This is a genomic window from Collinsella sp. BM28 (assembly GCF_054551995.1).
In genome coordinates, this window is sequence record NZ_JBTOLJ010000001.1 from 1526227 (window position 1) to 1552448 (window position 26222).

At 59.0% G+C, this 26222-nt stretch carries 20 protein-coding genes and 1 pseudogene; 8 read left to right on the forward strand and 13 right to left on the reverse strand.

What is annotated here, in order from left to right:
- Nucleotides 1–371: 371 nt before the first annotated feature.
- The 8 genes and pseudogenes from ACX9NZ_RS06725 to ACX9NZ_RS06760 form a co-directional block, all read right to left on the reverse strand.
- Nucleotides 372–1595: an ATP-binding protein gene (locus tag ACX9NZ_RS06725; RefSeq protein ID WP_407496572.1), complete on the reverse strand. Its 1224-nt coding sequence runs from the start codon at nucleotides 1593–1595 to the stop codon at nucleotides 372–374.
- 516 nt (nucleotides 1596–2111) lie between these two features.
- Entirely contained in the window at nucleotides 2112–2486 is a 375-nt protein-coding gene (locus ACX9NZ_RS06730; RefSeq protein ID WP_407496574.1) for a DUF6985 domain-containing protein, read from the reverse strand.
- Between the two features lie 18 nt (nucleotides 2487–2504).
- Nucleotides 2505–4432: pseudogene (tet(W), locus tag ACX9NZ_RS06735) on the reverse strand (tetracycline resistance ribosomal protection protein Tet(W)).
- A 372-nt stretch (nucleotides 4433–4804) separates the two neighbouring features.
- Entirely contained in the window at nucleotides 4805–6148 is a 1344-nt protein-coding gene (locus ACX9NZ_RS06740) for a plasmid recombination protein (RefSeq protein ID WP_407496576.1), read from the reverse strand.
- Between the two features lie 460 nt (nucleotides 6149–6608).
- Nucleotides 6609–7763 (reverse strand): helicase RepA family protein, encoded by a 1155-nt coding sequence (locus ACX9NZ_RS06745; RefSeq protein ID WP_329737620.1) that lies wholly within the window; start codon nucleotides 7761–7763, stop codon nucleotides 6609–6611.
- A 5-nt stretch (nucleotides 7764–7768) separates the two neighbouring features.
- Nucleotides 7769–8089, reverse strand: coding sequence for a plasmid mobilization protein (locus ACX9NZ_RS06750; protein WP_154940762.1), 321 nt, complete (start codon nucleotides 8087–8089; stop codon nucleotides 7769–7771).
- A gap of 2 nt (nucleotides 8090–8091) precedes the next feature.
- Complete coding sequence (locus ACX9NZ_RS06755; protein WP_407496289.1) at nucleotides 8092–9168, reverse strand: site-specific integrase; 1077 nt, start codon at nucleotides 9166–9168, stop codon at nucleotides 8092–8094.
- 3 nt (nucleotides 9169–9171) lie between these two features.
- Complete coding sequence (locus ACX9NZ_RS06760; RefSeq protein WP_033524007.1) at nucleotides 9172–9372, reverse strand: MerR family transcriptional regulator; 201 nt, start codon at nucleotides 9370–9372, stop codon at nucleotides 9172–9174.
- 191 nt (nucleotides 9373–9563) lie between these two features.
- On the opposite strand from ACX9NZ_RS06760, the gene ACX9NZ_RS06765 reads away from it, so the two are divergent.
- Nucleotides 9564–10097, forward strand: a complete 534-nt coding sequence (locus tag ACX9NZ_RS06765) for a helix-turn-helix domain-containing protein (protein ID WP_055081003.1) — start codon at nucleotides 9564–9566, stop codon at nucleotides 10095–10097.
- Between the two features lie 195 nt (nucleotides 10098–10292).
- On the opposite strand, the gene guaA is transcribed toward ACX9NZ_RS06765, so the two are convergent.
- The gene (gene guaA / locus ACX9NZ_RS06770; RefSeq protein ID WP_407496288.1) at nucleotides 10293–11903 is read right to left on the reverse strand and encodes a glutamine-hydrolyzing GMP synthase; all 1611 of its coding nucleotides are present in this window, start codon (nucleotides 11901–11903) and stop codon (nucleotides 10293–10295) included.
- A gap of 230 nt (nucleotides 11904–12133) precedes the next feature.
- Between guaA and ACX9NZ_RS06775 the strand changes: the two genes are divergently transcribed.
- Nucleotides 12134–13228, forward strand: coding sequence for an asparaginase (locus tag ACX9NZ_RS06775; RefSeq protein ID WP_118654365.1), 1095 nt, complete (start codon nucleotides 12134–12136; stop codon nucleotides 13226–13228).
- Here the strand turns inward: ACX9NZ_RS06775 and ACX9NZ_RS06780 are convergent.
- Nucleotides 13200–13742, reverse strand: coding sequence for an HAD family hydrolase (locus tag ACX9NZ_RS06780; protein ID WP_294121964.1), 543 nt, complete (start codon nucleotides 13740–13742; stop codon nucleotides 13200–13202). The genes ACX9NZ_RS06775 and ACX9NZ_RS06780 overlap by 29 nt on opposite strands.
- A 175-nt stretch (nucleotides 13743–13917) precedes the next feature.
- On the opposite strand from ACX9NZ_RS06780, the gene ACX9NZ_RS06785 reads away from it, so the two are divergent.
- The 6 genes from ACX9NZ_RS06785 to ACX9NZ_RS06810 all read left to right on the forward strand — a co-directional run bounded on the left by ACX9NZ_RS06785 (nucleotide 13918) and on the right by ACX9NZ_RS06810 (nucleotide 19150).
- Nucleotides 13918–15078 (forward strand): DUF389 domain-containing protein, encoded by a 1161-nt coding sequence (locus ACX9NZ_RS06785; protein ID WP_317440409.1) that lies wholly within the window; start codon nucleotides 13918–13920, stop codon nucleotides 15076–15078.
- Nucleotides 15079–15362: 284 nt separating this feature from the next.
- The gene (locus ACX9NZ_RS06790) at nucleotides 15363–15905 is read left to right on the forward strand and encodes an HD domain-containing protein (protein ID WP_407496295.1); all 543 of its coding nucleotides are present in this window, start codon (nucleotides 15363–15365) and stop codon (nucleotides 15903–15905) included.
- A gap of 5 nt (nucleotides 15906–15910) precedes the next feature.
- Entirely contained in the window at nucleotides 15911–16894 is a 984-nt protein-coding gene (locus ACX9NZ_RS06795) for a putative ABC transporter permease (RefSeq protein ID WP_294121972.1), read from the forward strand.
- Between the two features lie 357 nt (nucleotides 16895–17251).
- Nucleotides 17252–18109 carry a metallophosphoesterase gene (locus ACX9NZ_RS06800; protein WP_302741241.1) on the forward strand — a complete coding sequence of 286 codons (858 nt, stop codon included), beginning with the start codon at nucleotides 17252–17254 and terminating at the stop codon, nucleotides 18107–18109.
- A gap of 73 nt (nucleotides 18110–18182) precedes the next feature.
- Nucleotides 18183–18992, forward strand: coding sequence for a hypothetical protein (locus tag ACX9NZ_RS06805; protein WP_407496284.1), 810 nt, complete (start codon nucleotides 18183–18185; stop codon nucleotides 18990–18992).
- Nucleotides 18989–19150 carry a YccF domain-containing protein gene (locus ACX9NZ_RS06810; protein WP_294122041.1) on the forward strand — a complete coding sequence of 54 codons (162 nt, stop codon included), beginning with the start codon at nucleotides 18989–18991 and terminating at the stop codon, nucleotides 19148–19150. Before ACX9NZ_RS06805 ends, ACX9NZ_RS06810 begins: the two co-directional genes overlap by 4 nt.
- A gap of 594 nt (nucleotides 19151–19744) precedes the next feature.
- On the opposite strand, the gene ACX9NZ_RS06815 is transcribed toward ACX9NZ_RS06810, so the two are convergent.
- The 3 genes from ACX9NZ_RS06815 to ACX9NZ_RS06825 form a co-directional block, all read right to left on the reverse strand.
- Complete coding sequence (locus ACX9NZ_RS06815; protein WP_407496282.1) at nucleotides 19745–24427, reverse strand: acyl-CoA dehydratase activase-related protein; 4683 nt, start codon at nucleotides 24425–24427, stop codon at nucleotides 19745–19747.
- 2 nt (nucleotides 24428–24429) lie between these two features.
- Complete coding sequence (locus ACX9NZ_RS06820) at nucleotides 24430–25203, reverse strand: TetR/AcrR family transcriptional regulator (RefSeq protein ID WP_118654359.1); 774 nt, start codon at nucleotides 25201–25203, stop codon at nucleotides 24430–24432.
- Nucleotides 25204–25326: 123 nt separating this feature from the next.
- A complete protein-coding gene (locus ACX9NZ_RS06825) occupies nucleotides 25327–26181 on the reverse strand; it encodes an HAD-IIB family hydrolase (RefSeq protein ID WP_294160314.1) in 855 nt (284 codons plus the stop codon).
- Nucleotides 26182–26222: the final 41 nt, after the last annotated feature.

Sequence of the window (26222 nt, forward strand, 5' to 3'; positions counted from 1 at the left end):
GAAGCTGTTTTCGTTGCATATTATAATGCAACGATACACCATTCGTTGCATTATGACTTACACCGACCCTGGCCCATTCATTTCTTTTGGCGAACTGAAGGGGGCGCGCGAGAATTCTTACCTCCTTTTTCAGGCCCAGCGCCTACAAAGATTGCCCAGAGGTTGCCAGAAAAGAAAACCCCCGACCTCTCCGCAGGTCAGGGGTTTGGACGGTGCTGTTTCTCGCTACTCCCACTCAGTAACAGGAGCCACTGGTCAAAAGCTCATTAACTTCAACACGAGTTCTCGGCCTGCCGATTCCAAGTGAATCAATGGTCCTCTTTTAATTCACGTCACTCATGTACCGAGAAGCAAAGAAATCCGGCCGCCGCTCAAATTAGGTCGCCATTATCTTTCATAAACGACACCATGTTAAGATGTCTGACGCCATCTCTCTCCTGCAGCAGGGGATCAAGCGTGAAAAGGTATCGCGGATACCCGTCCCTGATGTAGCCGAATGGCCTGTACTCACGCTCTTCCACGTTCCTATCGGCAATTGTCATCGAAACCTGGATGTAGGCATAGGCGTTGCGCCTGCGGGCGATGAAGTCGCACTCCAGCTTCCCGATGCGGCCTACGGATAGCTTATATCCCCTCGAGCGGAGATAGATGTACAAGGCGTTTTCCAACGAGGGCCCGTAATTCAACCGGACATCGATGTTGCGCGCAAAATAGATACCCGGATCCGCAAGGTAGTACTTCTCCTCGCCACGCAACGATTTGCGGGACTTAAGGTCGAATCTCTCGCATCTGTAGAGCACCTTGGCGTCAACGAGCATCTGGATGTAGGAGGCGATCGTCCGCCGCTCGACGGCAATGCGCTCCGTCTTAGTGAAATAGTCATGAAGGTTGGTGAGGCTCGTTGGCGCACCATAGTTGTTGATGACGTAGGTCATGACACGGTTGAACGTATCAATGTTCCGGATCTTGTTGCGAGACCTGATGTCCTTGTCGACGATCTGCCCAACGACATCCTCGATGTAGCGAGCCTTTGCCTCGGGATCTTCGTATTCCAGAGACCGAGGAAACCCGCCATAGCGTAGATATTCGTCAAATTCGATTCGCGCGTCACCGACCGCCTTGCCCATGAACCTCTTCATATCGAGGAACTCGGAAAAGGACAGGGTGAACATCTCGAACTCCACGTATCGGCCCGTGAGCTTGGTCATCAGCTCGCCAGACAGCAGATACGAGTTGGAGCCTGTGATGAATATCGAGAAGCCGCCATCCGAGTTGTAGGCGTTCACGACCTCCTCGTAGTCTCGGACGTTCTGCACCTCATCGATGAAGAGGTATTTGAAGCCGTTGTCAGCCAGAAGCGACTCGATTTTTTCCTCCAGCTGCTCAGGCGTCTTAATCGAGCGGTTTCCGCGCTTATCAAGATCGAGGTAGATGATGTCCTTATCTTCGACGCCGCGATTTCTCAGTTCTTCGGCAATCGTTGCCATGAGGCACGATTTGCCGCAGCGACGAATACCTGTGATTACCTTGATTAGATCGTCATCGTAGAACGGTCGAATCTTTTTCAGATATTGCTCGCGATGGTACAGTTTCATGTAAACCGCCTCCTCTGCCTAGTTTATCAGAGGAGGCGATAATCGTCAGTTAAGACACTAATATTTTTGATTTTTCAGAAGTTGGTTCCTTAAACCTTATTCCCACTCACTAAATCGAAAATCACATCGCATCTATCTGATAGCGTAGATTATCCACGAAACGGACATGGCGACACTTGGTGTACGCCACGGCACCAAACTGGGACAGCACTGCTCTCTTCCATGAAACTCAAATGAAACTCAGGGGTGTTGAGTTTCATTTTTGTCCCAGTAGAGAAATGGGGCAGGGTAGAGCAGCCAAATCCTCCCCTTTTGTGTGGTTTGGTGCGATATCGCATGCAAGCCACCAGCAACAATTGCAAAGCAGTTGACGCAAGTGGCTTGCACGTGATGTCACCCACCTGCATGTTTGCAGAATGATTTGGACATTATTCGTTTGGAATAATCGCAAGTGGCTTGGTGCTAATCGGCTATGAGTTGCAAATGTCCTTATTGGGACAAATTGTCCCAATAAGGCTACATAACCGCATTCTGGGTTGTAATACTCTCCAACCTTCCGTCCTTGAAGACGATGGCGATACCGTGTTCGATGTCGAACTTAAAATCACACAACAAAGCGACGGCACCCTTTGGTTTGCGCATCACGAAAATCGACCTAGGCACAACGTACTTATACACGTTGTCTATGTCGTCGGCTTTGATCTTTCCAGCCGAGTGCTTCTCGCAGTAGTTTTTCAGGGAAGCAAGGGATAGCTCGACCTCGGGGCAGTCTCCCAAAAAGGAAGAAAGAGCTTTTTCTTGAGAAGGGGCAATCTCCTCGTCCTCGAAGCAGTCGTAAATAACCTTCAGTTGGAGTTTGCGACCCCATATTGTCTTATCAACCTTAGACATCGAATCCTCCTCCGTCTTCTAGCATTTCTTTACCTTCTGAAACATATGGCGCACCTTGTCCAGGCGGCTGTTTGGACGGCGGGGCTGGATGACCGGCTCGCCGACAGCGGCCTGATACCCTTTCAGTTCCGTCAGGCATACGCTCCGCCCGTTGGTGTAAAAGGCCAGATCAGTATGGTATGCCTGTATGCAGCGGACGGGAATCTCGCCCGTAATGACAACTTCATCCTTTTTTACCTGGGCCGTTTCGATGGTGGCACAGTATTTCGGCGCATCATGATAAGCCCTGGAAAGGTATTCCTGGGGCGCATAGAGGGTGAAGGAGAGATAAGGTTCCAGCAACTGTGTCCCTGATTCCTTCAATGCCTGTTCCAATACAATCGGGGCCAATGAGCGAAAGTCCGCCGGCGTGCTGACCGGACTATAATAAAGCCCGTATTCAAAGCAAATCTTACAGTCCGTTACGTTCCAGCCACACAAGCCTTGCTCCAGACCGTAACGGATACCATCCATGACAGCGTTTTGAAAACTCTGGTTCAAGTATCCCAGGGAAACCCGGCTCTCGTATTGTACACCGGAGCCAAGCGGGAGCGGCGTAACAGACAGTCCGATGGATGCCCAAAACGGGTTGGGCGGCACCTCGATATGGATAGTGTGGCTGGCCACTTTGAGCGGCCGCTCTAAATAAATGACGGTAGGTTCCTTCACCGCTGTTTCAATCTTGTACTTTTCCGCCAGCAAAGCGGAAACAACCTCCAACTGCACCCAGCCTAAAAAAGAAAGAATGATCTCGTGGGTGATGGAATCCACCTCGTAGCGCAAAAGCGGGTCAGTATCCGCAATTTGAGTAAGAGCGTCCAGCAGCCGTTCTCTTTGCGCTGCCGTTTTCGGCGCAATCGTCGTCCGCAGCATGGGGAGGGGGGGGCATCACGCCACCTTTCACGAGGAAGCCGGGTGTTGTCCCCCAATACGTCGTTTAATCCCACGCTGTCGCTGGGAAGGATGACAATTTCACCCTTATGGGCGGTGTCTGTCCGAACAATCTCCCCTTTGGATGGAATACGCATCTCTGTGATTTTCAGCTTTTCTCTCCCGGCCAGGGCCACCGTATCCCGCAGGCGCAGCGTTCCGCTGTATAGCCGCAGATAGATGAGCCGCTGGCCACAATCTGTATACTCCACCTTGAAAACGCTGCCGCATAGGGCGGCGCTCCCCTGTTCCCCAATCGGTTGGAACAGCCCTGTCACCGCATCCATCAACGGTTGAATGCCAAGGCCCTTTTTGGCGCTGCCATGATAGACCGGGAACAGGGAGGCGTCTTGAACCCGCCGCTGTTCCTCCCGCGCAAGTTCTTCCCGGCTGATTGGTTCTCCTGCGATATACTTTTCCAATAATTTATCGTTATTTTCGATGACCGCATCCCATGCTTCTATGCCGGTATTTTCCTCCAGGACTATTTCCGGGGACAGCGACACCGTCTGCTTGATGATAATATCGGCGGAGAGCTTATCCCGAACAGACTGATACACGCCCTGCAAATCAACGCCAACCTGGTCGATCTTGTTGATAAAGATAACGGTGGGAATGTTCATTTTCCGCAGGGCATGGAACAGAATACGGGTCTGGGCCTGCACGCCATCTTTAGCGGAGATCACCAAGATGGCCCCATCTAAAACAGCCAAAGAGCGGTACACCTCCGCCAAAAAATCCATGTGGCCGGGCGTATCCACAATGTTGACTTTACATCTGTGCCACTGGAAGGAAGTGACTGCCGCTTGAATGGTAATCCCACGCTGCCGCTCCAAAAGCATGGTGTCCGTCCTCGTTGTCCCTTTTTCGACGCTCCCCGGTTCTGAAATGGCTCCGCTGGCATATAGCAGGCTCTCCGTCAAGGTTGTCTTTCCAGCGTCTACATGGGCAAGAATCCCAATATTGATAATGTTCATGTCTATCCTCCGTACAAGGCCCAAATGGGCGCAAAAATCCCCAGCGGCTAATACTTTTACCGCTGGGGATCATGACTTCGGACACACAGAAGTATACACGGCTTACATAAGCCGCTGTCCGTCACGATATTTACTAAAAAGGCAAAAGTATTCTTAAATTGGGTGCAAAAACCAAGCCCCTGCAAGGGGCAATCATTTTTGTGCCCATTATCAAATTTTATTTAATAATACCTTGCCGCATATTTGGTAGACTCCTCAAATCAGGCTAATAGCAGTATATCATAGTACGCTCTAAAAAACAAGAAATTATTTTACCCGATTCCCCAAATAAATCAGGAGGGCATTCACTGGAACACCCTCCGGTTTTGGTGATTATCGTGCGCCTAATCTTGCTTTTTGCCTTGCGGCCCGTTTCCGTTCCTTTTCAGCCTGTTCCTGCTGGTAAGCGGCCTCTAATATTCTGTCCGCCTGTTCCGGGCCAATGGCCCGCCTGACCCGCTCATAGTCTCTGACCTTTCCCTTTAGACTGTCCCTCTCGGCGCAGACCTCGTAAATTCTTTCTGATAAGGTGCTGTTTTTGCTGACCTCCCGGCCATAGTCCGCTTGCAGCCGCTCAAATTTGGATTTGAGGTCGTAGTAGGCCCGATAGACAGACCGCAGCACCTTGACGATCTTCGCCCATAAGGGCTTGGCCTTTTTCTCCCGGTAGGCTCTGGCCGATTCCAGCGGTCCCGCTTCTGGCAAGACCTGTTCCGGGTCGCTGGAAAATTCCTCCGCCAGCTTCTCCATGCCTTTCAGCATGGGGGCCACATCGTTTAGTTTGGCCTTGGCCTGGGCCGCTTTCTTTTCGGCAGCTGTCGCCTCCCTGTTCCTTCGGTCAACCTCGGCCTGGGCCAGCACAGCCGCCTCTTGAAGCTGTGCCAACCGCTCCTGTTCACACTTCACCTTGAACTGCGTGACCGTCAGATGTTCCTCGGAACTGCCACGCTCTCCACGCTCCAAGTCCGTGTAGCCAGCGGAGCGCATCTGCTGAAAGAAATCATCCTGCAAGACGCTGTACGACTTTCTCAGAACAGGCTTGCCCTTTGCTGCTCGTAATGGCTCCCCGGTGGCCTCGTCTACTGAGGGCTGGGACGCCCACTTTTTGCTCATGCTGACCTGCATAACGGTTTCTTTGACCTTGCCCACCAGAGATTTGTCCTTGCACCGCTTTGTCCAGCGGATTTCCTTCTCCACCACCGGGATATAGACCACATGGAGGTGGTAGTGGTACACGTCCTCTCCCAGCGCCTCGGACATAGCCCGGTTGCGTTCGTCGGCGTGCATGACCGCCGACAAAATATACTGCTCTCCACCTACGATTTTGATTGCGGATTTGTAAGCGTCGGTGTAAAATTGTTTTGCGAAGTCATAGCCGCCGTGATTGTAGAAGTAGGCGGAGTTCACATCAAAGACCAACTCACCGTATCGAAATGCGTCCGCCTTAATGCCACGGGTGGAGATCACACCATCGGCCTCCATTTGGGAGAACATCTCCTGATACCCTGCAGATGGGGCCTTGAAATGGACATTGAGCGGCGTCCGCTCTGGTACAATGTCCTGGTTGACATAGGAATCCTTCTCACGCTCGTTGTGCTGCTGGGTGTTGCCGATCTTGGTTTCGGTCAGCCTCATATTTCTTGCGTTGGTACGGTCAATACCGTCGCCTCTCGCCATAGGCAAAAATCCTCCTGTTTCAGATGTTTGGTTGTTGAAAATGGACGGGGGTTCGGGGGAGTCACTTCCTGCGGGAAGTGTAATAACCCACTATGACACTTTCGCCCCGTTGGTGCGAAAGTGCGCGTGCTTTCCCGAGGGGGTGTGGGGGCTTTGCCCCTGGTAGGGCGGTTGCCTCCCCCAGCAGGGCCGCCCTTTGAAAAGGGCACCCTGCACCCCGCCTAAACTTTTCCACTCGCCGTTGGGCAGGTGGAAAGGCACAGCCTTTCCACCACCCGGCAAGTGTCCTCCGTGGGCCAAATGTCAAGGGGTTCGGGTTGTATTGCCTTGCGGCAATCTCCACCCGTAGGTATGCCCCCTTGACATTTGACCCCGCTCCCCCGTGACAGCCGTGACGACCGTGACGATGTTTTAGACACCGCCCCCGCTCTCAAAAAAGCCGTCACAGCCGTCACGGTCGTCACGCCTGGGGAGGCTCCAGCGTCAGGCTGATGCTTCTCCCGGCGTGGGTACGAGTGTTCTCATAACGGATATGATACTCCGTCGCCAGTTTCCCAGCCCGGACATTCAGCCGCATAGCCAAGGCGTTAGGCTTCATATCCACTTGCAGGACCGCTGCCAACTCCGTGGCTGTACCGCTCCAGGACGGCCTCTCCGCCGTAATAAAAGCGGCTACGGCCTCCAGCACCGGGTCGGGGGGTTCTACCCACAACTCCGTTTCCATCCGCTCCAGTGTCCATGTCAGGTGTTCCTTGTCCTTGGTGAGATAGAGCCGCTGGTCTTGCTGGTCACGTCCTACCACATCCAGAATGGCGGTGTCGTCCGTCCGCTTCTCCTTCTGAAGAAGAAAGGCCCCATCCGCCGCACCCGACAGGCCATTGGTGCCGGAGATCATATCAAACTTGTCGTCGGCCTGCTGTTTCCGAGTGTGATGTACCAGCAGGAGGCAGACGCCGCAGGCATCAGCGAGGCGTTTCAGCTTGCCCACCACCTCGTAATCGTTGGCGTAGCTGTACTTATCCCCGCCAGCCTCCCGGATTTTCTGGAGGGTGTCAATGATAATCAGCTTGGTGTCGGGGTGTTCCTGCACGAACCGCTTTAGCTGTTCCTCCAGCCCGCTGCCGACCTGCTTGGCACAGATGGAAAAGAGAAGGTCGTTGGTGCCGTCCATGCCGAACATCCGGTAAAGCCGCTCCTGCAAGCGACGGTGATCGTCCTCCAGCGCCAGATAGAGGACAGTCCCCTTGTGAACGGGATAGTCCCACAGGGGGAGGCCCATGCTGACGTGGTAGGCAAGCTGGGCCATCAGGAACGACTTGCCCACCTTGGGTGCTCCCGCAAAGAGGTACGTCCCCGGATAGAGCAGACCGTCAATGACGGGCGGTCTGCTCTGATAGACGTTCTCGTACAACTCGTTCATGGAAATCGTGGGGAGATACGCCGGGTCGTTCATGCGCTGCATTTTGCGCAGCAGTTCCGCATAATTTTTTTCAGGGGGATTGTTTTCTGTCGTTTCCTCTGTTATACTTGCAGTAGGTGTTTGTGAAATGGGCTGTTCCCCGTCTGCGCCAACAGACGGAACCGGGACAGTCCTTTTCGTTTCCTTGGAATCCAAATCTATCAATCCTCCTTCATGCCGCCCATGATGGCGGCGATCATCTGAATGGTGTCCAGCAGTTCATCATCCACGCCAGCCCCATCCTCGGCCCGCCGCAGTTCGTCCAGAACGGCGGCAAGCTGGTCACGCAGGGCCTTGTAGACCTTGGGATTACCCTGTACCACTACTTCCCGGCACAGGAGGCGTCTTGTGATGTAGTCCTGCTTTGTCAGGCCGGAGAGCCGCACAGCGGCCTCGATCTGTTCATCTTCCTCCGGGGACACCCGGAAGGCCACGGTCTTGTTCCTCCAGCGATTTTTGTTGTCTCGGTTTTTCAGTGACATGGTTACGTTCCCATCCTTTCAAAGTCCAGATTGTCCGCCATCTCCGTCTGCCTTGTAGGAAACAGATGGGCGTAGCGGTAGGTGATGTCGATACTCTCATGCCCCACCCGGTCAGCGATTGCCAGGGCGGTGAAGCCCATATCAATCAGCAGGGAAATGTGTGAATGTCGGAGGTCGTGAATCCTGATCCGCTTCACTCCCGCCGCTTTCGCACCTCTGTCCATTTCATGGTGGAGATAGTGCTTGCTGACAGGGAAAATCCGTTCATCCGCCCCGGCGCTGTAAAACATCTTTAAGTAGTCCTCCATCTCTCCACAGAGGAATTTGGGCATCTTAATGACACGGTTGCTCTTTTTCGTCTTGGGGGTGGTAATCACGTCCTTGCCCTTGAGCCGCTGATAGGATTTGCTGATGGACACTGTACCCGCCTCAAAGTCGAAGTCTGTTGGGGTGAGGGCCAGCAGTTCCCCCTCCCGGATACCGCACCAGTAGAGCATTTCAAAGGCATAGTAGGAGAGGGGCTTGTCCATCATGGCGTCGGCAAATTTCAGATACTCTTCCTTCGTCCAGAACAGCATTTCACGCCGTTCTTCCACCCCCATGTTCCCGGCCTTGGCCGCAGGATTGACCTGGAGGCCGTAGTAGCGGACAGCATGGTTAAAGAGGGCACTTAACTGATTGTGGACGGTTTTGAGATAGGTAGGGGAATAGGGTTTTCCCTTGGCGTCCGTCAACCCTCGGATCACGTTCTGCCAGTCCATCACGTCCTTGGCGGTGATTTCCGACAGTTTGCGCTTTCCAAAATACGGAAGGATTTTCTTTTGGATGATGCTCTCTTTTGTCAGCCAGGTGTTCAGCTTCAGCTTGGGCTTCATATCCTTCTCATAGAGCTGGGCGAAGCTCTCAAAGGTCATGTTCACATCGGCCTGCTTCTGCATCAGAAACTCCCGTTCCCACGCCTGGGCCTCTTTCTTGGTGGCAAAGCCACGCTTTAACTTCTGCTGGCGCTCCCCTTTCCAGTCCGTATAGCGGAACTGGACGTACCAAGTGCCGTTGGTCTTGTTCTTAAACGCCGCCATAGGTTAATCACTCCTTTCGCTCTGGCCTCTTGTGCCATAAAATTTTTCGTGGAAGAATTTGCGGTCGATCCGGCCTGAAATGGTAATACAGCCCGTCTTTTTCAACTCCGCATTCATGGAACGAATCAGCTTATAGGCATAGGGGACAGAAACCCCTAATTCCTCCGCTACCTCGTCCACCCGCATGAACATAGTGCTTGCCATTGTGCGCTCACCTCCTTTCACGGCTCGAAAACTAAGCCTTTATGCTTAATCTATTATAACTAAGCAAATTTGCTTTGTCAAGTGGCTTGCGGAATAATTTTTAACTTTTTTGTTTAAGATACTCTTGACTGTTACTAAGCGAATATGTTATACTACTTTCGACAGAAACCACCAGATAGGAGTTGGCATTTATGGCAATAGGAGAGCGCATCCATTTTTTCCGCACCCTCCGGGGTATGACACAGAAGTATCTTGGTATGGCGGTGGGCTTTCCAGAGCGTTCCGCCGATGTTCGTCTGGCACAGTACGAAACAGGCACCCGGACGCCGAAGGCCGATTTGACCGCTGCCCTGGCTCATACTTTAGATGTATCGCCCCAGGCGTTGAGCGTCCCGGACATAGACAACTACATAGGTTTGGCCCATACGCTGTTCGCCTTGGAGGATGTTTACAGTCTGAAAGTGATAGAGGCGGATGGACGTGCCTGCCTGCAAGCAGATATTTTCCAGGGAGGCCGTCAAGCCAGTGAGTTGAACAAAATCTTGATTGCGTGGCGGGAACAGGCGGCGAAGTTGGAGGCCGGGGAGATCACCAAGGAGGACTATGACCGCTGGCGGTACAACTACCCCAAGTATGACACCACCCAGCGGTGGGCCAAAGTCCCCTCGAAGGAATTAAGCGATGCTCTGATAAAAGGATTGAAGAAACAGAGAAAAGACAAATAGCAAAAAAGGTCTTGCCGACTGGTGAAAGTCAGCAAGACCTTTTTCTTAGGATATGGAGGATTTACCCGCAAACCACCCGCTATACAGGAGTGAGCAAAGTAAATCCGATTTTGGTATCTGCTATCAATTTGCTATCAAATGCCCCGTTTCCGCTTCAAAAACCCAGTGTTTTCAAGGCTTTGCGGGTTTTGTCAGTTATTCCCACTCAATGGTCGCGGGCGGCTTGGACGTGATGTCATAGCACACGCGGTTGGCGCCGGGAACCTCGGCAACGATGCGGCCGGAAATGCGGGCCAGCACATCGTAGGGCAGCTTGGCCCAGTCGGCGGTCATGGCGTCACTGGACTCGACGGCACGCAGGATGATCGGACGCTGATAGGTGCGCTCGTCGCCCATAACGCCGACGGACTTGATGTCGGGCAGGACGGCGAAGTACTGCCAGCAGGAGTGCTCACTGTTGCGCTCGCCGGTCTGCTCGAACAGGCGCGCGTTGTACTCGTCCAGCTCCTCGCGCACGATGGCGTCGGCGTTCTTCAGGATCTCGAGCTTCTCGGGGCTCACCGCGCCGATGATGCGAATCGCCAGGCCGGGGCCCGGGAACGGCTGACGGTGCACGATGTGCTCGGGCAGGCCCAGCGCCAGGCCCAGTTCGCGCACCTCGTCCTTGAAAAAGTGGTCGAGCGGCTCGATGAGATCGAAGTGCACGCCCTCGGGGAACGGGATGAGGTTGTGGTGGCTCTTGATGGTGGCCGTCTTGCCGCCGGTCTTGCGGGCGCCGCTCTCGATGATGTCGGGGTAGATGGTGCCCTGCGCCAGGTACTTCACCGGGCGGCCGTCGGTCTCCAGATCCTTCGCCACGGCGAAGAACTCGTTCCAGAACTGCGTGCCGATGATGCGACGCTTCTCCTCGGGATCGGTCACGCCATCGAGCAGCGCGGCGTAGCGCGCCTCCGCGTGCACGTGCACGAAGTCGACGTCGAACTGCTTGGTGAAGACCTCCTCCACCTGCTCCGACTCGCCCTTGCGCAGCAGACCATGGTTGATGAACACGCAGGTCATCTGGCGGCCGACGGCGCGGGCGCCCAAGGCCGCGACCACGGAGGAGTCGACGCCGCCGGACAGCGCCAGGATCACGCGGTCCTCGCCAACGGCGGCGCGGAACTCGCCCACCATGGTCTCGACCAGGTTGTCCATGGTCCAGCTGGCCTCAAGCCCGCAGATGTCGAACAGGAAGTTACGGAGCAGCTGCTGGCCGTGCTCGGTGTGCTTGACCTCGGGGTGGAACTGCGTGGTGTAGATGCGGCGCTCGGCGTCCTCCATGGCGGCAACCGGGCACACGGAGGTGCTCGCGGTCACGGCGAACCCCTCGGGCACGCGGGAGACGGCGTCGCGGTGGCTCATCCACACGGTCTGCTCAAGCGGCGTGGCGTTGAAGAGCTTGCTCTCGCGGTCGCGCTCGATGGTGGCGGGGCCGTACTCGCCGATCTCGGAGTGGCCTACCTCGCCGCCGAGCGTGACGGCGGTCACCTGGTGGCCGTAGCAGAAGCCCAGAATGGGCAGGCCGAGGTCATAGATTGCGGGATCGACCGTGGGCGCGTCCTCCGCGTACACGGACGCGGGGCCGCCAGACAGAATCAGCGCCGCGGGCGCCATCTCGCGCACCTCTTCGGCCGTGATGTCGCACGGGACGATCTCGGAATATACATGCAGGTCGCGTACGCGACGGGCGATGAGCTGCGCATACTGCGCGCCGAAGTCGAAGACCAGCACCTTCTGCGCGGCCCGCTCGGATGCATTCTGGGTCATGAACCCTCCCAACCGTGCCGCCATAATCGACGGCGAGACGTGTTAGCCAATTGGTACATCATACTCGCCAAGCTGCGCGTGCGCAGAATCCTTACATGGTTTTTAGCCACATTGTGCCGATACGACTCGTAAAACCTCCTCGCGTCATCCGCGAACGCATCTCTCGCAGCAGTCGGCATCCACTACAATGTCTGAGTCGTCGTAACCCGCCATGTTGAGGAGGCCCACGCGTGAAACGCATTCTTTTGATTGCCACGGGCGGCACGATCGCCTCGGCCGAGGAAGGCAATGGCCTCTCCCCCGCTCTCTCTGGCGAAGAACTCGCACGCAGCGTGCCCCAAATCGAAGGCCTCTACGAGCTTGACATCGTGCAGCCCATGAACATCGACAGCACCAACATGCGACCCGCCGACTGGCTACGCATCGCCGAGGTCATCCGCGAGGGCTACGACGCCCACGATGGGTTCGTAGTCATGCACGGCACCGACACCATGGCATATACCGCCGCGGCGCTCTCCTACCTTATCCAAGGCAGTCCCAAACCCATCATACTCACCGGCTCCCAGCAGCCCATGGGCAATCCCTTCACCGACGCCAAGATTAACCTCTACCAAAGCCTGGTTTACGCCGCCGACGACCGCTCACGCGACGTCTCCATCGTCTTTGGCGGCTACGCCATCGCCGGAACGCGCGCACGCAAGCAACGCACCATGAGCTTCAACGCGTTCGCCAGCGTCAACTATCCCGTCCTCGCCTACCTGCGGCAAGGCAAGATTATCCGCAGCGGTTCCGTTGCCGTGGCCGCAGGTCTTGCCGAAGGCGAAGTCGCCGCATCCATGGGCACCGCCTCCGTGGGTGCCGGCGCCCCAATTGACCAGCGCCTCACAAGCGAAGATGGCCCCCGCTTCTACACTCACGTTGACAACCGCGTGTGCGTCCTCAAGCTCACTCCGGGTCTCACCCCGCACATGTTTGAGCTGCTCAAACCCGATTACAACGCCATCATCCTCGAAACTTTCGGCATGGGGGGCGTGCCCGAACTCGGCGCCGACAACTCATCGTTCCAAGAGGCGATCTTTGACTGGGTCGACTCGGGGCGCACCATCGTCATGACGACCCAAGTGCCCGAAGAAGGCCTTGACCTTGGTGTATACGAGGTCGGTCGCGCATATGCCGAACACCCCGGGGTCCTCAAGGGCGGAGACATGACCACCGAGGCACTTGTGGCAAAAACCATGTGGGCCCTTGGACAAACGCGCGAGCCCAAAGAGCTGCAGCGCCTGTTCTACACCCCCATCAACCACGATCGTGTGGACGAGTGGTAGGCACTCTGCAATTCGAGACCAACGTGCACGCTGCATCAATCGCCCGCACAAGGCCGTCGGCCTCGCGTGCGGAAAACCTGAGACCGGCAACTGCCAAAGCGTCATAACCTGCCCCCTCCAGGGCAATGGGGGCACCCGCTGCCATGAGCAGGTCGCGATCGATGGGGCTGGTACCGACTGCCACCACGTCTTCCAAGCCCATACCCCATCCTTGAAGCACCGTCGTCAGTGCCTCCACCCGCGCCGCTCGGCGCGTCAAGGGCGGACCCGGCATAAGCCTCGAATCGCGGGGGACCGCTATGGACACTCCGTCAACCCCGTCGAACTCCTTCGCTGCTTGCCTTCCATACAGCTCGGTGAACACGACGATTTTGAACCCCGCAACAGCGGCGCGTGCGATTGCATCGCGCTCGGAGACCGTGAACCCCCTCGTGCCGGTGCCAATCGCCAGCGCTTTGGGCACGCGCACAAATTTCCCACCATGCAACACGGTCAACGACAGCTTTTGCCTCATTGGGATCTCTGCACCTCCCCTGCGCCCTCAATCAAGCCCAGACGTAAACTGTACTTTACATCTTATCCATCAGCTTCGCATCGCTTTGCGAGCGGCGCTCGACTCCAAGCACTTTAGAGATAGAATTTCCGCGACTCCACAATATGGATTCCAACCACAACAACAGGTGAGCGCCTTGAGTAACGACGACAACATGCGGCAGAAGTACATCGACAGGCATCGGCGGCGCCACGGCGATCGCCCTGCGCTGCAACGCGTCTGGAGGGGCGTGCAGAAATTCGTTTGCCGCACCTTCAATATCCGCGAAGGGCGCGCGCCCTACCATGTGATCCGCAAGCGCTTCGTCAACGGTGCCCGTCTTACGGGCACCCATTTGTGCATCCTCATCGTCGCAATGATCATTGCGTGCATTGGCTTGGACACCGACTCCGACATCGCCATCGTGGGCGCCATGCTCATCTGCCCGCTCATGGGGTCCGTGCTCGCCATCGCCTACGGTGTCGCTACGGTAGATCGGGCGCTTATGCGCGACGCCTTGGGCGGTCTCGTGCTCCAAATGGCCTTTTGCCTCATTACGTCGACCATCTATTTTGTGCTCTCGCCAGTCGCGGGCATGACCCCCGCCCTCGTTGACAACTCGGGGCCCACTATATGGGATCTTATGCTCGCGCTCGTAGGTGGCTTCGCGGGTGGCCTGGGCAACTCACGCGACCAAGAACCAGCAACCGTCATCTCGGGCGTCGCCGTGGCCACAGCCCTCATGCCTCCACTGTGCGCGGCGGGCTACGGACTCGCCGCTGCCAATGCCGGGGTCTTCCTTGGGGCGCTGTATGAATTCGGCATCAACGTCGTCTTCATCGCACTCTCCGCCGCGGTCGTTTTGCTGTTGCTGCACACGCCACTCAAACGCGACCTCAACGACGACGGAGTGGTGACGGAAGCGGAAGACGAGCTCGTGCGCGCCGAGTCGCACAAGATTCGCTGGCGCATCATGCTGGGGACCGCTATCTTCGCCATCCCCTGTGTGATACTTACCGGCAACATGCTCGCCACCGCCGAGGAGCAGGCCGCCGGAGACACCGACTACTACGGCGCCGCCGAGACCGCACGCGAGCTCGCCGTGGTGTGCCCGGAGTTTAAGAACTACTCGATCGGCATGGAGGTGTCCGCCCAGGCGCAGGGCGGGGACGGGGCCGAGAGGCAAAGCGGCGCCGAGCAGCTCGTGGCTCGCGTCACGACGTTGGAGCCCCTTGCCAGCCGAGAGCGTACCATCGCGGAGGAGCTGATACGCCTGGACGCCCCCGACGTGGAGCGCGTCGAGTTCAGCGTGGGATAGGGTTTTCGACGCGGATAAGAAGCAACGGACCGGTCGCCAATAGGAACAGCGACGTCGCGGCAGGTATCATCTCCCAACGATCGACAGGACTGAAACACCCCATCCGACCAAACGCGAGCAAAGAACAGTTTTTACAACGAACACACCAAGTGCACGGGGCGTCCTCATTCGCGTGGTAACGTCTTGGCATTAACGCCGGGGCATCGGCTCGATACGCCGACAGCCCGCTTTGCGTTGAAGCGACCACGAGGAGGTGGACCGTGGCAAACGAACTCGAGAGCAACATGGCATGCGCGCGGGAACGCGGATGCGCAGGTTCTTGCCACGCTCCGTGCGCGTCCCACGCCGCCGACGAAGTCGAGCTCGCCGCACGCGCGCTCGAATCACAGGGGCGCTTTGGCCTCACGCGCGGCTTCATCCAGCATGGAGACGTGAGCGTGCACGCCCATGTGCTCTCGGTCGCCCGCGCGAGCGTCGCCATGGCGGACTTCCTCGGCCGCGCCGGAGTCCGCGTCGACCGCGCCTCGCTCATTCGCGGCGCGCTGCTGCACGACTACTTCCTCTACGACTGGCACGACCCCGACCCATCGCACCGCCTGCACGGCTTCACGCACCCCTCGACGGCCCTCGCACGCGCCGAGGAGGACTTTGAACTCACCGCGCGCGAACGCAACATCATCGCCCGTCACATGTTCCCGCTGGTGCCCATGCCGCCGACCTGCCGCGAGGCGTGGATCGTCTGCCTCGCCGACAAGGCGTGCGCCCTTCACGAGACCATCGCGGGTCGCCTGCCCAAGCGGGCATCGAGCAAGAATCGGGCGGTGTAACGTCGATGAGCCTTGATGGATTTTTCGCCGCACTGACCGCAACCGGCGCTCCCCTGTCGGCGCTGTTCCTCTCGTTTTTGGTCTTCTCGTTCGCCGGCTGGCTTTACGAATCCACCGTCTGCGCCATGGCGAACTACGGTCACTTCGCCAACAGCGGCTTCCTCCTCGGCCCCTATTGCCCCATCTACGGCGTGGGGGCAGTCGCGTGCTGGCTGCTGTTGCGCGACATACCCGGCGTCTTCACGCAGTTCCTCGCCGCCGCCCTCGTGTGCAGCGCAATCGAGTACACCGTGGGCGCCCTGCTCGAACGGCTCACCGGCGCGCGCTTTTGGGATTACTCCAAGCTCCCCTTCAACATCAAGGGAAGGGTCTGCCTATACGGAGCCGCGCTCTTCGGGGCCGGCGCGGTGATCGTCTGCCGCGTCGCCGAACCCGCGCTCCTCGCCGCGCTGCAGCTCATCCCCTCCCTCGCGCTGAAAGTCATTGCGCTCGGGTGCGCCGCGTGCATCGCGATCGACACCGTGTTCGCCGTAGTGAGCTGGCGCCAGCTCTCCCAAAAACTCGAGTTGTTGCGCATCGAGATCGCCGACAAGTTCAACGACTCCCTCAAGGACGCATCCACCTCGCTGCTCGACAAGGTGCCCACCCCGATACTGGATTCGGCCGCCGAACTCAAGGCGCGGAGCCGGGCACTCAATTCGTGGCTCGCCGACATGTCGGACGGCACGTTCGAGGCCGTCCGCGGAAGGGTGGAGCTCCCCTCTTTCATCGCCGAGGGGACGCGCGGGGTGAGATTGGTCGCCCGCCATGCACATGGCATCGCGACGCGCGCCGAGAAAGCCGCCCCCGAGAAGCTCAAGACCATGATGACCCGGCGCGAACTGCGCTTCTTTAACGCATTCCCCGAAATCAAGCTGAAGTCCTACGAGGGCGTCATCCGTGCGACAAAGCTCAAGGAGCGTGCCCGTGAGCTGTTCCATAGGGACTGAACAGCGACGAAGCTGAACCGATGACGAGCCGTCAAGGCGCGCCCAGATGAGTATGCTAGGCGTTCTTTGCCGGCAACTTCTGCACCGCCATTAACACGGACCTCGACGATACCGGCACACTGCGCGCCTGGACCCCTCTCCGACACGGAGCCAAAAGAGGAGTTCAACGAGTACACCTCGCCACAGATCTCCGTCTATCTGATAGCATGCGACCATTAGACGTTTTATTTTTAGACCCTCTGTCCTTGATGATTTCCCATAGCCATCTAACAGCTGTTTTATAAAACTTGTTTGTTAATAGGGAGACGTGATTATTAGAATATTGTATTGTTTGACCCTCCCCTGAAAGGAGAAGACATGAGGACCATCGTTGTTGGGGACATGCATCAGAAGCAACATCTGGTCTTGCCGATCGTGGACAACGCCATCCGGTTCCTCGGCGCGAAGCGGGTCGTGTTGCTCGGGGATTATTGCGATGACTACAGCCCCGACAGGGACGAGACCGACGCCGAAAAGCTGCTCAGAGGGCTGGAATACCAGGTGGATTGGGTCGACCGCACGCGCAACCGCGGCGTACAGGTAGACGTCTTGCTGGGAAACCACGACATGCAGTACCTCGTCGAACGTCAGGGCCCCGGCACCAACCTGAACTGCATCATCCCCGTCCGGCGCCTGCTCGCCCAGATGAACGTGCGCATGGCCGCCGCCGTCGATGGATGGCTCGCCACGCACGCGGGTCTCACCAGCCAATTCGCGGACATTGTGCTTGAAATCGATGACGAGGCCGAGTCTTTCGGCAAGCCGTCGTATTCCGCCGAGTCGCTTGCCGCCCAACTCAACGCTGCATTTGACCACGCACTGACCGAGATGTTCGATCATGCTAACGATGAGGAACTCCTGCTGTTCAACCTCTGCGGCCCCGGACGTGGCGGCATAAGCATCCCCGGCCCCCTGTGGGCATCGACCAGCGAACTCACGGTCCTCGGGATGCCGCACCTCGACCAGATCGTCGGCCACACGCCCGTCTATTCCGTCCACAAGCTTGAGGAGCAAGGCTTCAGTGGCGAGCGATTCATGGCCTGCGACACGTTTTCGACCGATTTCGATTTCCGCCCGCTCGGAGATGGAAGCATCCTGCTCGCCGATGACGAGACGCACGAGATGCGCGCCGTTATACCCGAGGAAGTAGACTGCGAGTGGGCGGGGACATTCTGATTCCTGCGGATATCAGGCCCACCCGTCACATAAATGAAGTAGTCACGCGGACGGAGAGAAAGAAAGACGACAAATGAGCGACAAAACGAACCTTACCGCCAGAGAATTTCTCGAAGCGATCTTCGAGCAGATCCGACCCTACGCAGCCAACCCCGAAGAGTTTACAAGCGAGTGGGAGAGGATAACGGACGAGCTCGACAGCGAGATCGAGGATTTGGAACGCGTCATGAGCGAGCGGGATGCCCTGGCTCGGCAGCTCATCTTGCTGGTGCGCAACCAGCTTGCAAACAGCTACCTGTTTGACGATCTGTGGCTCCAATACTCCCAAGGGTGCAGCGTATTGAGCGACTACGCCGAACTGTTGAGCGACCCCGAGCTTGACAGGAAGAAGGGAGGTGTCTGGGGTGGACACAAGTGCGATGCCATCCATTGGACTTGGTACGAAAAGCGCGCGATGCCGAAACCCCTGGAAGAGAAGAAACTTGTTTTCCAAGGTGGGGAAAGGAGCGGCTGGCCATACTGCAGCTGCATGGACCACGCCCTGAGCAACTTGATTTGCAAAGCCTGGGGCTTCTCCGGATACAGAAAAGGACTAAGGTCCGATGATCCCGAAACAGAATTCAAGGTTACCTTTTGGCAGGACTCGAGCATGTACCTTTCCGTACTGCTCTGCTTCGGAGTCAACATCTTGAACGACCAGATACTCCTCGAAGACCTGAAAGACACGCAGCAGATCGATATCGATATTATTCCCGAGCCAAAAGAGAAGCTGCGGGCCGTATTGAACGCGAAAAGTATTCGCCCGAAGCTCTGGGCGCGCATACAAGATCAAATAGGGAAACGCGCGAAAGAGGCTGGCGCGAAGGCTTCTCAGCAACAATAGCTCGAGCAACCCGCACGAGAGGCGGCGTCTTCACCGCGCTCTACTGGTTTGGCGTCGGGTGTCTGTTCTGCATCGCCATCGTCGGGATTCCCCTGGGCCGCCAGGCGTTCAAGATGGCGAAGCTCTCGTTGCTGCCGTTTGGCGCAACAGTTCGATAGCGCTGTCAGTTTTCCGCTCGTGTAACCGGACCAGTCACTACCAATGCCATTTAGTGGATGGGTGTCACATCATTATTTGAAGATAAATGCTATCAGCTCTCTGAGATGTCTCATTTGGTGCGCAGATAACTGACATACGTTTGTTTACCGCATCGCTCGATTCTCGTTAACGGCCCAGCCGCCCCCTTCTTTTGCCATTCGTCGGTCACACAAGCACCGTTTTTGACAATCGCAGTCGCCAGAGCGCTCGTTTTATGCCAAGACTACGTTGGCGGCACGCGCTTTCGGAGATGCGCGCCGCACTTCTTGAAGTTTTTCGTATCGAAATTAAAAACTCGCGAGTAGGCCGAAAGTGGCGGTAGGAAAAACCGCAGGTCGCCGGAGGCCGCAAATGCCACCTACTCGACGAATCCCGATTTGAATACGAAAAGCCTCATTTAGGCTTGCCAGCTTGGAACGTAAACGACAAAAAGGAGACGAGCCCGGTGATAGGCTGCCTCCCATTTCTTGGACATGAGAGAAAGAAGGCGGCTCGGGCGGCCGCCTCCTTTTTCATCGAAACTTATCCTCGGGTAAGATGCCTGGTCGAGATGCTTACTCCTCCGTGTCGCCCCTACTCGCGCGCCTCCAGTGCAGGCCGCGGCTCAGCCGATGCGCCACGCGCTCGACCTCGGCATCGCTCGTGAGATGGTGCGGCTTCATGCGGCTCGTCACCGAGTCGCGGCGGATGGTCGCGATCGGCTCCATCACGAAGCCCTTGCCCGCGCGCATGTTCTCCTTGGCGACGCTGATCATGAGCTTAATGCGGTTGAGCTGGTTGACCTCGCTCGCACCGGGGTCGTAATCCACGGCCACGATGTTGCTCTCGGGATGCTGGCGGCGCAGCTCTTTGATCACGGCCTTGCCCACCACGTGGTTGGGCAGGCACGCGAAGGGCTGCGTGCAGATGATGTTCGGCGCCCCGTGGTCGATCAGGTCGAGCATCTCGGCGGTGAGCAGCCAGCCCTCCCCCATGTTGTTGCACAGGGAGAGCACCTGGCTCGCCTTGTCGGCCATCACGGAGATGGGCTCGGGGCGCTCGAAGCGCACGCTGCGCTCGAGCAGGTCCTCGACCGGCTTGCGCATCCAATCCACCAGGCGGATGGCGGCGTCCATGCTGGCGCGCGCAGCGGCAGAGCTGCCGAGCTCGCCCTTCTGCACCTGCGCGTTGCTCATGGAGTACAGGAAGAAGTCGAGCAGGCCCGGCACCACGGCCTCGCAGCCCTCCGCCTCGATGACGTCGACCACGTGGTTGTTCGCCGTGGGATGGAACTTCACGAGGATCTCGCCGACCACGCCCACGCGCGGCTTGGTGCCCTCGCCGGTGAGGGGCAGGACATCGAACGCGTCGATCGCCTCGCGGGAGAGCTTGGTGAAGCTGCGACGCGTGAAGGTCGGCACCATGCGGCGCGCGCGGTCCATGAACTCCTCGAACAGCGCGTTCGCGGAGCCCGGCTCGGCCTCGTAGGGACGCGTGCGGTAGAGCATCTGCATCATGAGGTCGCCGAACAACACGCTGTACACGCATGCCTTGAGCATGGCGGGAGTGAGCTTGAAGCCGGGGTTCTGCTCGTCCAGCTTGACCGCGGACAGGCTGATGACCGGGATATCGGCGTGCCCGCTCTCGCGCAGGGCCTTGCGAATGAGCGCGATGTAGTTGGTGGCGCGGCAACCGCCGCCCGTCTGCGTGATCACCACGGCGGTGCGGGACAGGTCGTAGCGGCCGCTCTCGATGGCCTCCATGATCTGGCCCGTGACCAGGATGGACGGGTAGCAGATGTCGTTGTTCACGTAGCGCAGGCCGGCTTCGACGGCGCCGCGATCCGTGGAGGGCAGAAGCTCCAGGTTGTAGCCGGCCGCCTGGAAGACCTCCTTGATGAGGTCGAAGTGGATGGGCGCCATCTGCGGGCACAGGATGGTGTAGCCCGCGTCGCGCATCTCCTCGGTGAACGCGACCTTGGGGAACGCGGCGCTCTTGCTCGCGCGCTGCGCCTCGAGGGCGTACTTGTGCGTCGCGAACACCGGCGCGTCGGTGGAGGGCGCCACGGGCGAGGCCTCGCCCGGCTCGTAGGCGTCGCCCGACGAGGCGGCCTCGGCGGCGCGCTCGGCCTCCTGGTCCTTGAGCGCCGCCATGAGCGATCGGATGCGAATGCGTGCGGCGCCCAGGTTGGACACCTCGTCGATCTTGAGCACCGTGTAGATCTTGCCGGAGGCCTCCAAGATCTCCTGCACCTGGTCGGTGGTGAGGGCGTCCAGGCCGCAGCCGAAGGAGTTGAGCTGGATAAGGTCGAGGTCGTTGCGCATGGTCACGAAGCGCGCGGCCGCGTAGAGGCGGCTGTGGTACATCCACTGGTCGACCACGCGGATCGGGCGCTCCGGCTTCACCAGGTGCGCCACGGAGTCCTCGGTGAGGACCGCAAAGCCAAAGCTCGCGATGAGCTCGGGCAGCGAGTGGTTGATCTCGGGGTCGTTGTGGTAGGGACGCCCCGCCAGCACGATGCCGTGGCCGCCGTGCTCCTCGATCCAGTGCATGGCCTCCTCGCCCATGGTCTGGATGTCCTGATGAAAGCGGGCGTCGGCCTCGTAGGCGGCGTTCACGGCGTCGTCGATCTCGGTACGGGTGAGCTTGGGCCCGTGCACGCGGCCGCGTCCGGCCTCCGCATCGGCCACGCGCTCGACGGCGAGCAGCTCATACAGGCGGCGCTTGAGCTCGATCTTGTCGTGGTAGGGCACGAACGGATACATGAACTCGACGTGCTTCTCGCTGATGTCGTCGATATTCAGTCCGAGCGCCGTGGGGTAACTCATCACGATGGGGCAGTTGTAGCAGTTGCCCGCCGACGGATCCTCCTTGCGCTCCCAGCGCACGCAGGGCATCCAGATGAAATCCGGATCTTTCTCGATGAGGTTCATCACGTGGCCGTGGGAGAGCTTGGCCGGATAGCACACGCTCTCGCTCGGCATGGACTCGATGCCGCTCTCGTACGTGGCCTTACTGGAGTTGTCGGAAAGCACGACGGAGAAGCCCAGGCGCGTGAAGAACGCGTGCCAGAACGGGTAGTTCTCGTACATGTTGAGGGCGCGCGGGATGCCCACGGTGCCGCGCGGAGCCTCCTCGGGCGCCAGGGTCGGGCGGTTGAACAGAAGGTCGTTCTTGGCGGCGAACAGGTTGGGCGCCTCAGACTTCTGCTTCTTGTGGCCCGCGCCCTTCTCGCAGCGGTTGCCCGTGATGAAGCGGCGGCCGCCGCCAAAGTCGTTGATGGTGAGCTGACAGTTGTTGGAGCAGCGTCCGCAACGGGCGTGCCTCTGCTCGACCGTCAGCGCGGCGATATCGGGGGCAGAGAGCACCGTCGAGACTCCAGAGGCGCCGGCGCGGTCGCGGGCGAGCAGGGCTGCGCCGTACGCGCCCATGCAGCCGGCGATGTCGGGGCGCACGGCGTGCACGCCCGTGAGCTGCTCGAACGCGCGCAGGGTCGCGTCGGACATGAAGGTGCCGCCCTGGACGATCACCTGCGTGCCGATCTCCTTGGGATCACGCAGCTTGATGACCTTGAACAGGGCGTTCTTGATCACGGAGTAGGACAGGCCCGCCGCGATGTCGCCCACCGTGGCGCCCTCCTTCTGCGCCTGCTTGACGCGCGAGTTCATGAACACGGTGCAGCGGCTGCCCAGGTCGACGGGGTTCTTCGCCGCGATGGCCTCGGCCGCGAACGCGCGCACGTCCATATCCATAGACACGGCGAAGCTCTCGATGAAGCTACCGCAGCCAGAGGAGCAGGCCTCGTTGAGCATGATGTGCTCGATCACGCCGTCGCGCACGCGCAGGCACTTCATGTCCTGGCCGCCGATGTCGAGGATGAACTCGACGCCGGGGAGGAAGGCGCGGGCGCCGCGCAGATGGGCGACGGTCTCGATCTCGCCCGAGTCGGCCTTGAGGGCCTCGATGAGCAGGGCCTCGCCGTAACCGGTGGTGGTCACGTGGCCGATGGTGCAACCAGCCGGGATATGCGCGTAGAAGTCCGCCATGATGGTCTTGGCGGTACCCAGAATGTCGCCGTTGTTGTTACCGTACCAGGTGTGCAGGAGCTGACCATCCTCACCCACCATCGCGGCCTTCATCGTGGTGGAGCCGGCGTCGAGGCCGATGAACACGCGCCCGGTGTAGCCCTCAAGCTCGCCGCGGGGCACGACCTCGCGCGCGTGACGCTCCCGGAACTCGGCGAGGTCGGCCTCGGTCGCGAACAGCGGATCCAGGCGGGCGACCTCGTCACCCTGGGTGTCGCCCAGCGCGTCGATGGCGTCGATGAGCTCGCCGAACCGCACGAGCTTGCTCGACTCATGTGCCATGGCTGCGCCGGAGGCCACGAACAGATGGGCGTTGTCGGGCACGATGATGTGCTCGTCGTCGAGGTTGAGCGTGAGGTAGAAGCGATGACGCAGCTCGGAGAGGTACTGCAGCGGGCCGCCGAGGAAGGCGACGTGACCGCGGATCGGCCTGCCGCACGCCAGGCCGGAGATGGTCTGGGTCACAACCGCCTGGAAGATCGAGGCGGCGACGTCCTCGGGGCGGGCGCCCTCATTGAGGAGGGGCTGCACGTCCGTCTTGGCGAACACGCCGCAGCGGCTCGCGATGGGATAGATGGTCTCGGCGCGCGCGGCGAGTTCGTTCAGGCCGCCGGCGTCCGTGTGCAAGAGGGTCGCCATCTGGTCGATGAACGCGCCGGTGCCTCCCGCGCACGTGCCGTTCATGCGCTGTTCGATGCCCGAGTCGAAGTAGATGATCTTGGCGTCCTCGCCACCGAGCTCGATGGCGACGTCGGTTTGCGGGATGAGCGTCTCGACGGCGCGCTTGCTCGCAATGACCTCCTGCACGAACTCGAGGCCGAGCCACTGCGAGAGCAGAAGACCGCCCGAGCCGGTGATGGCGCAGGTCATGCGAGCCTCGGGCAGCACGGTGGCGGCCCCGGCGAACAGGTCGCGCGCGCAGGCGCGGACGTCGGTGTGATGGCGCTGGTACTTAGCGTATACAATCTGGCTCTCGTCGTTCAGCACGGCGAGCTTGACCGTGGTGGAGCCCACATCGATGCCCACGCGGAGATCGCCGCGGGCGTTCTCGGGGTTCCAGATGGCACCCTCCGGGGCCTGCGGCACCCCCGCGAGCTCTCCCCGTTCGGGAGAATCCGGGGCACCGCAGGCCCCAGAGCAATTCGCCTGCATGTTCTGCATATCGTCAGCCATAGTTAGTTCCCTTCCGTCGGGGAAGACGAGGTGCCGCCCGCGAGCATGGCCGTAAGGTCGGCAAGGAGGTCATTCGGGGGTATTTCGCAATTGTCTACATTCAGTCCCATGAGCTTGAGGCCATATGCGGCCACATTGACGTCGATGGGCATGCCGTAGAGGTCGCCCGGGCGCACAAAGGCGATGACCGTCATGATGCGCGCCATCGTCTCGGGCGTCTCGGCGAGGTCGCGATCGAACCAGCGCTGCACCACGCCCACCTCGGAGGCGACCACCGAGGCGAGGTAGTAGTCGAAAAAGGCACCGAGCGCGCCGGGAAAGATGCCCGTCTGCATGCGGTCCGACACTGCGGCGCAGGCCATATCGATGACTTTCTTGATAAACGCCTGGTCACCGCCGGGACCAATCAGTGCCCCGATGAGCTCGCGGTTGTCGGCGATGTAACGGAGCAGCTCAACCGAGCCGGGCGCCGGCTCAAGGTGCTCGATGCTCTCGTACAGCTCGGGCAGGGTCGCCTCGGCAATGGCGCGCACGAGCGTGCGAACCTCGGCCAAAAGCGCGTCTTCCACCTGCTCGATGAAGTCGGGAATGTCCTTATAGTGCGAGTAGAACGTTCGCCGCGTAAGACCCGCGCGCTCCGTGAGCGCGGCGACGCTGATGCGCGAGATGTCCTCCCCCGCCGTGATCTCCTCCGCGAGGGCCGACCTGAGCGCGCGCTGGGAGCGCAGGCTGCGACGATCGGACTTGCACGCGGATGTGCCCGTTGGCTGAGGCATATCGCCCCTTTCCTCGACCGAGTTCTAATTCACTCTCTGTGCATTATTGCACACGGTGTGCATCAACATGGAATCAGCACGGTAAGGGTTGTGCAAGCTTCAACGCGAAAACGGGCGAAGGGATTACGCGATTTGAATACACTGCTGGCTGTGGAGGGTCTTGAGGATGTGCTTGGGTACCGCGTGGAACTCGCAACGGCCGATCGTCGCGCTCGCGGCGGCCTTGGCGGCATCACTGCCATTCGCCGTGGCGTAAGAATGGCGGAAGCGGCTGAGCATTGCCAGGTCGTTGCCACCGTCACCGTACACGGCGATCTCATCCTCCTCGATGCCGTAGTAGCGGCCGAGCCACGCCACCGACTCGCCCTTATTGCAGTCCTTGTCGGTAATCTCAAACATCACGGGATCGAACGGGGCGTTGACCACCGTATCCGCATGGTCGGCGAGGAACGCCTTGAGCTCGCGGTCGAGCTCCTCGGACGTCACGCGGCAATTGATCTTGCAGACCTCGTGCGAGAGGATTGACGAGAGCGGCTGGTCGAAGAACTGCTCCTCATGCGCGCCGCCGCGGGCGCGCATGCCGCGCATGATGATGCGTCGCATGAGGCCATCGCGTTTGAATCCCGCCTGATGCATTTCGTAGCTGCCGCTCGAGAACATGCCGTCGGGCGTACAGCAATCAAAGCAGATCTGCGGGAATGCGCACAGCAGCTCCTCCACGAATGCGGGGTCGACGGAAAACGTCTTGAGCACCTCGCCATTTTGCCCGCGGACAATCGACCCGTTGGCGCACACAGCGTCAATCTTGAGGCCCGTGAAACCGCGGTCGCCAATGGGCAACACCGAGCGTCCCGTAGCGGGAACAACATGCGCGCCGAGTTCACCCGCCTTCTTGATGGCGCCGCGGATCGTGCGGTCCGCCTCGTGCAGGGCATTCAGCAGGGTTCCATCCAAATCACTCGCGAACAACTTGATCATGCGCATCTCCTTAGCCGAGGCTTTCCGCGCATCATTGTACG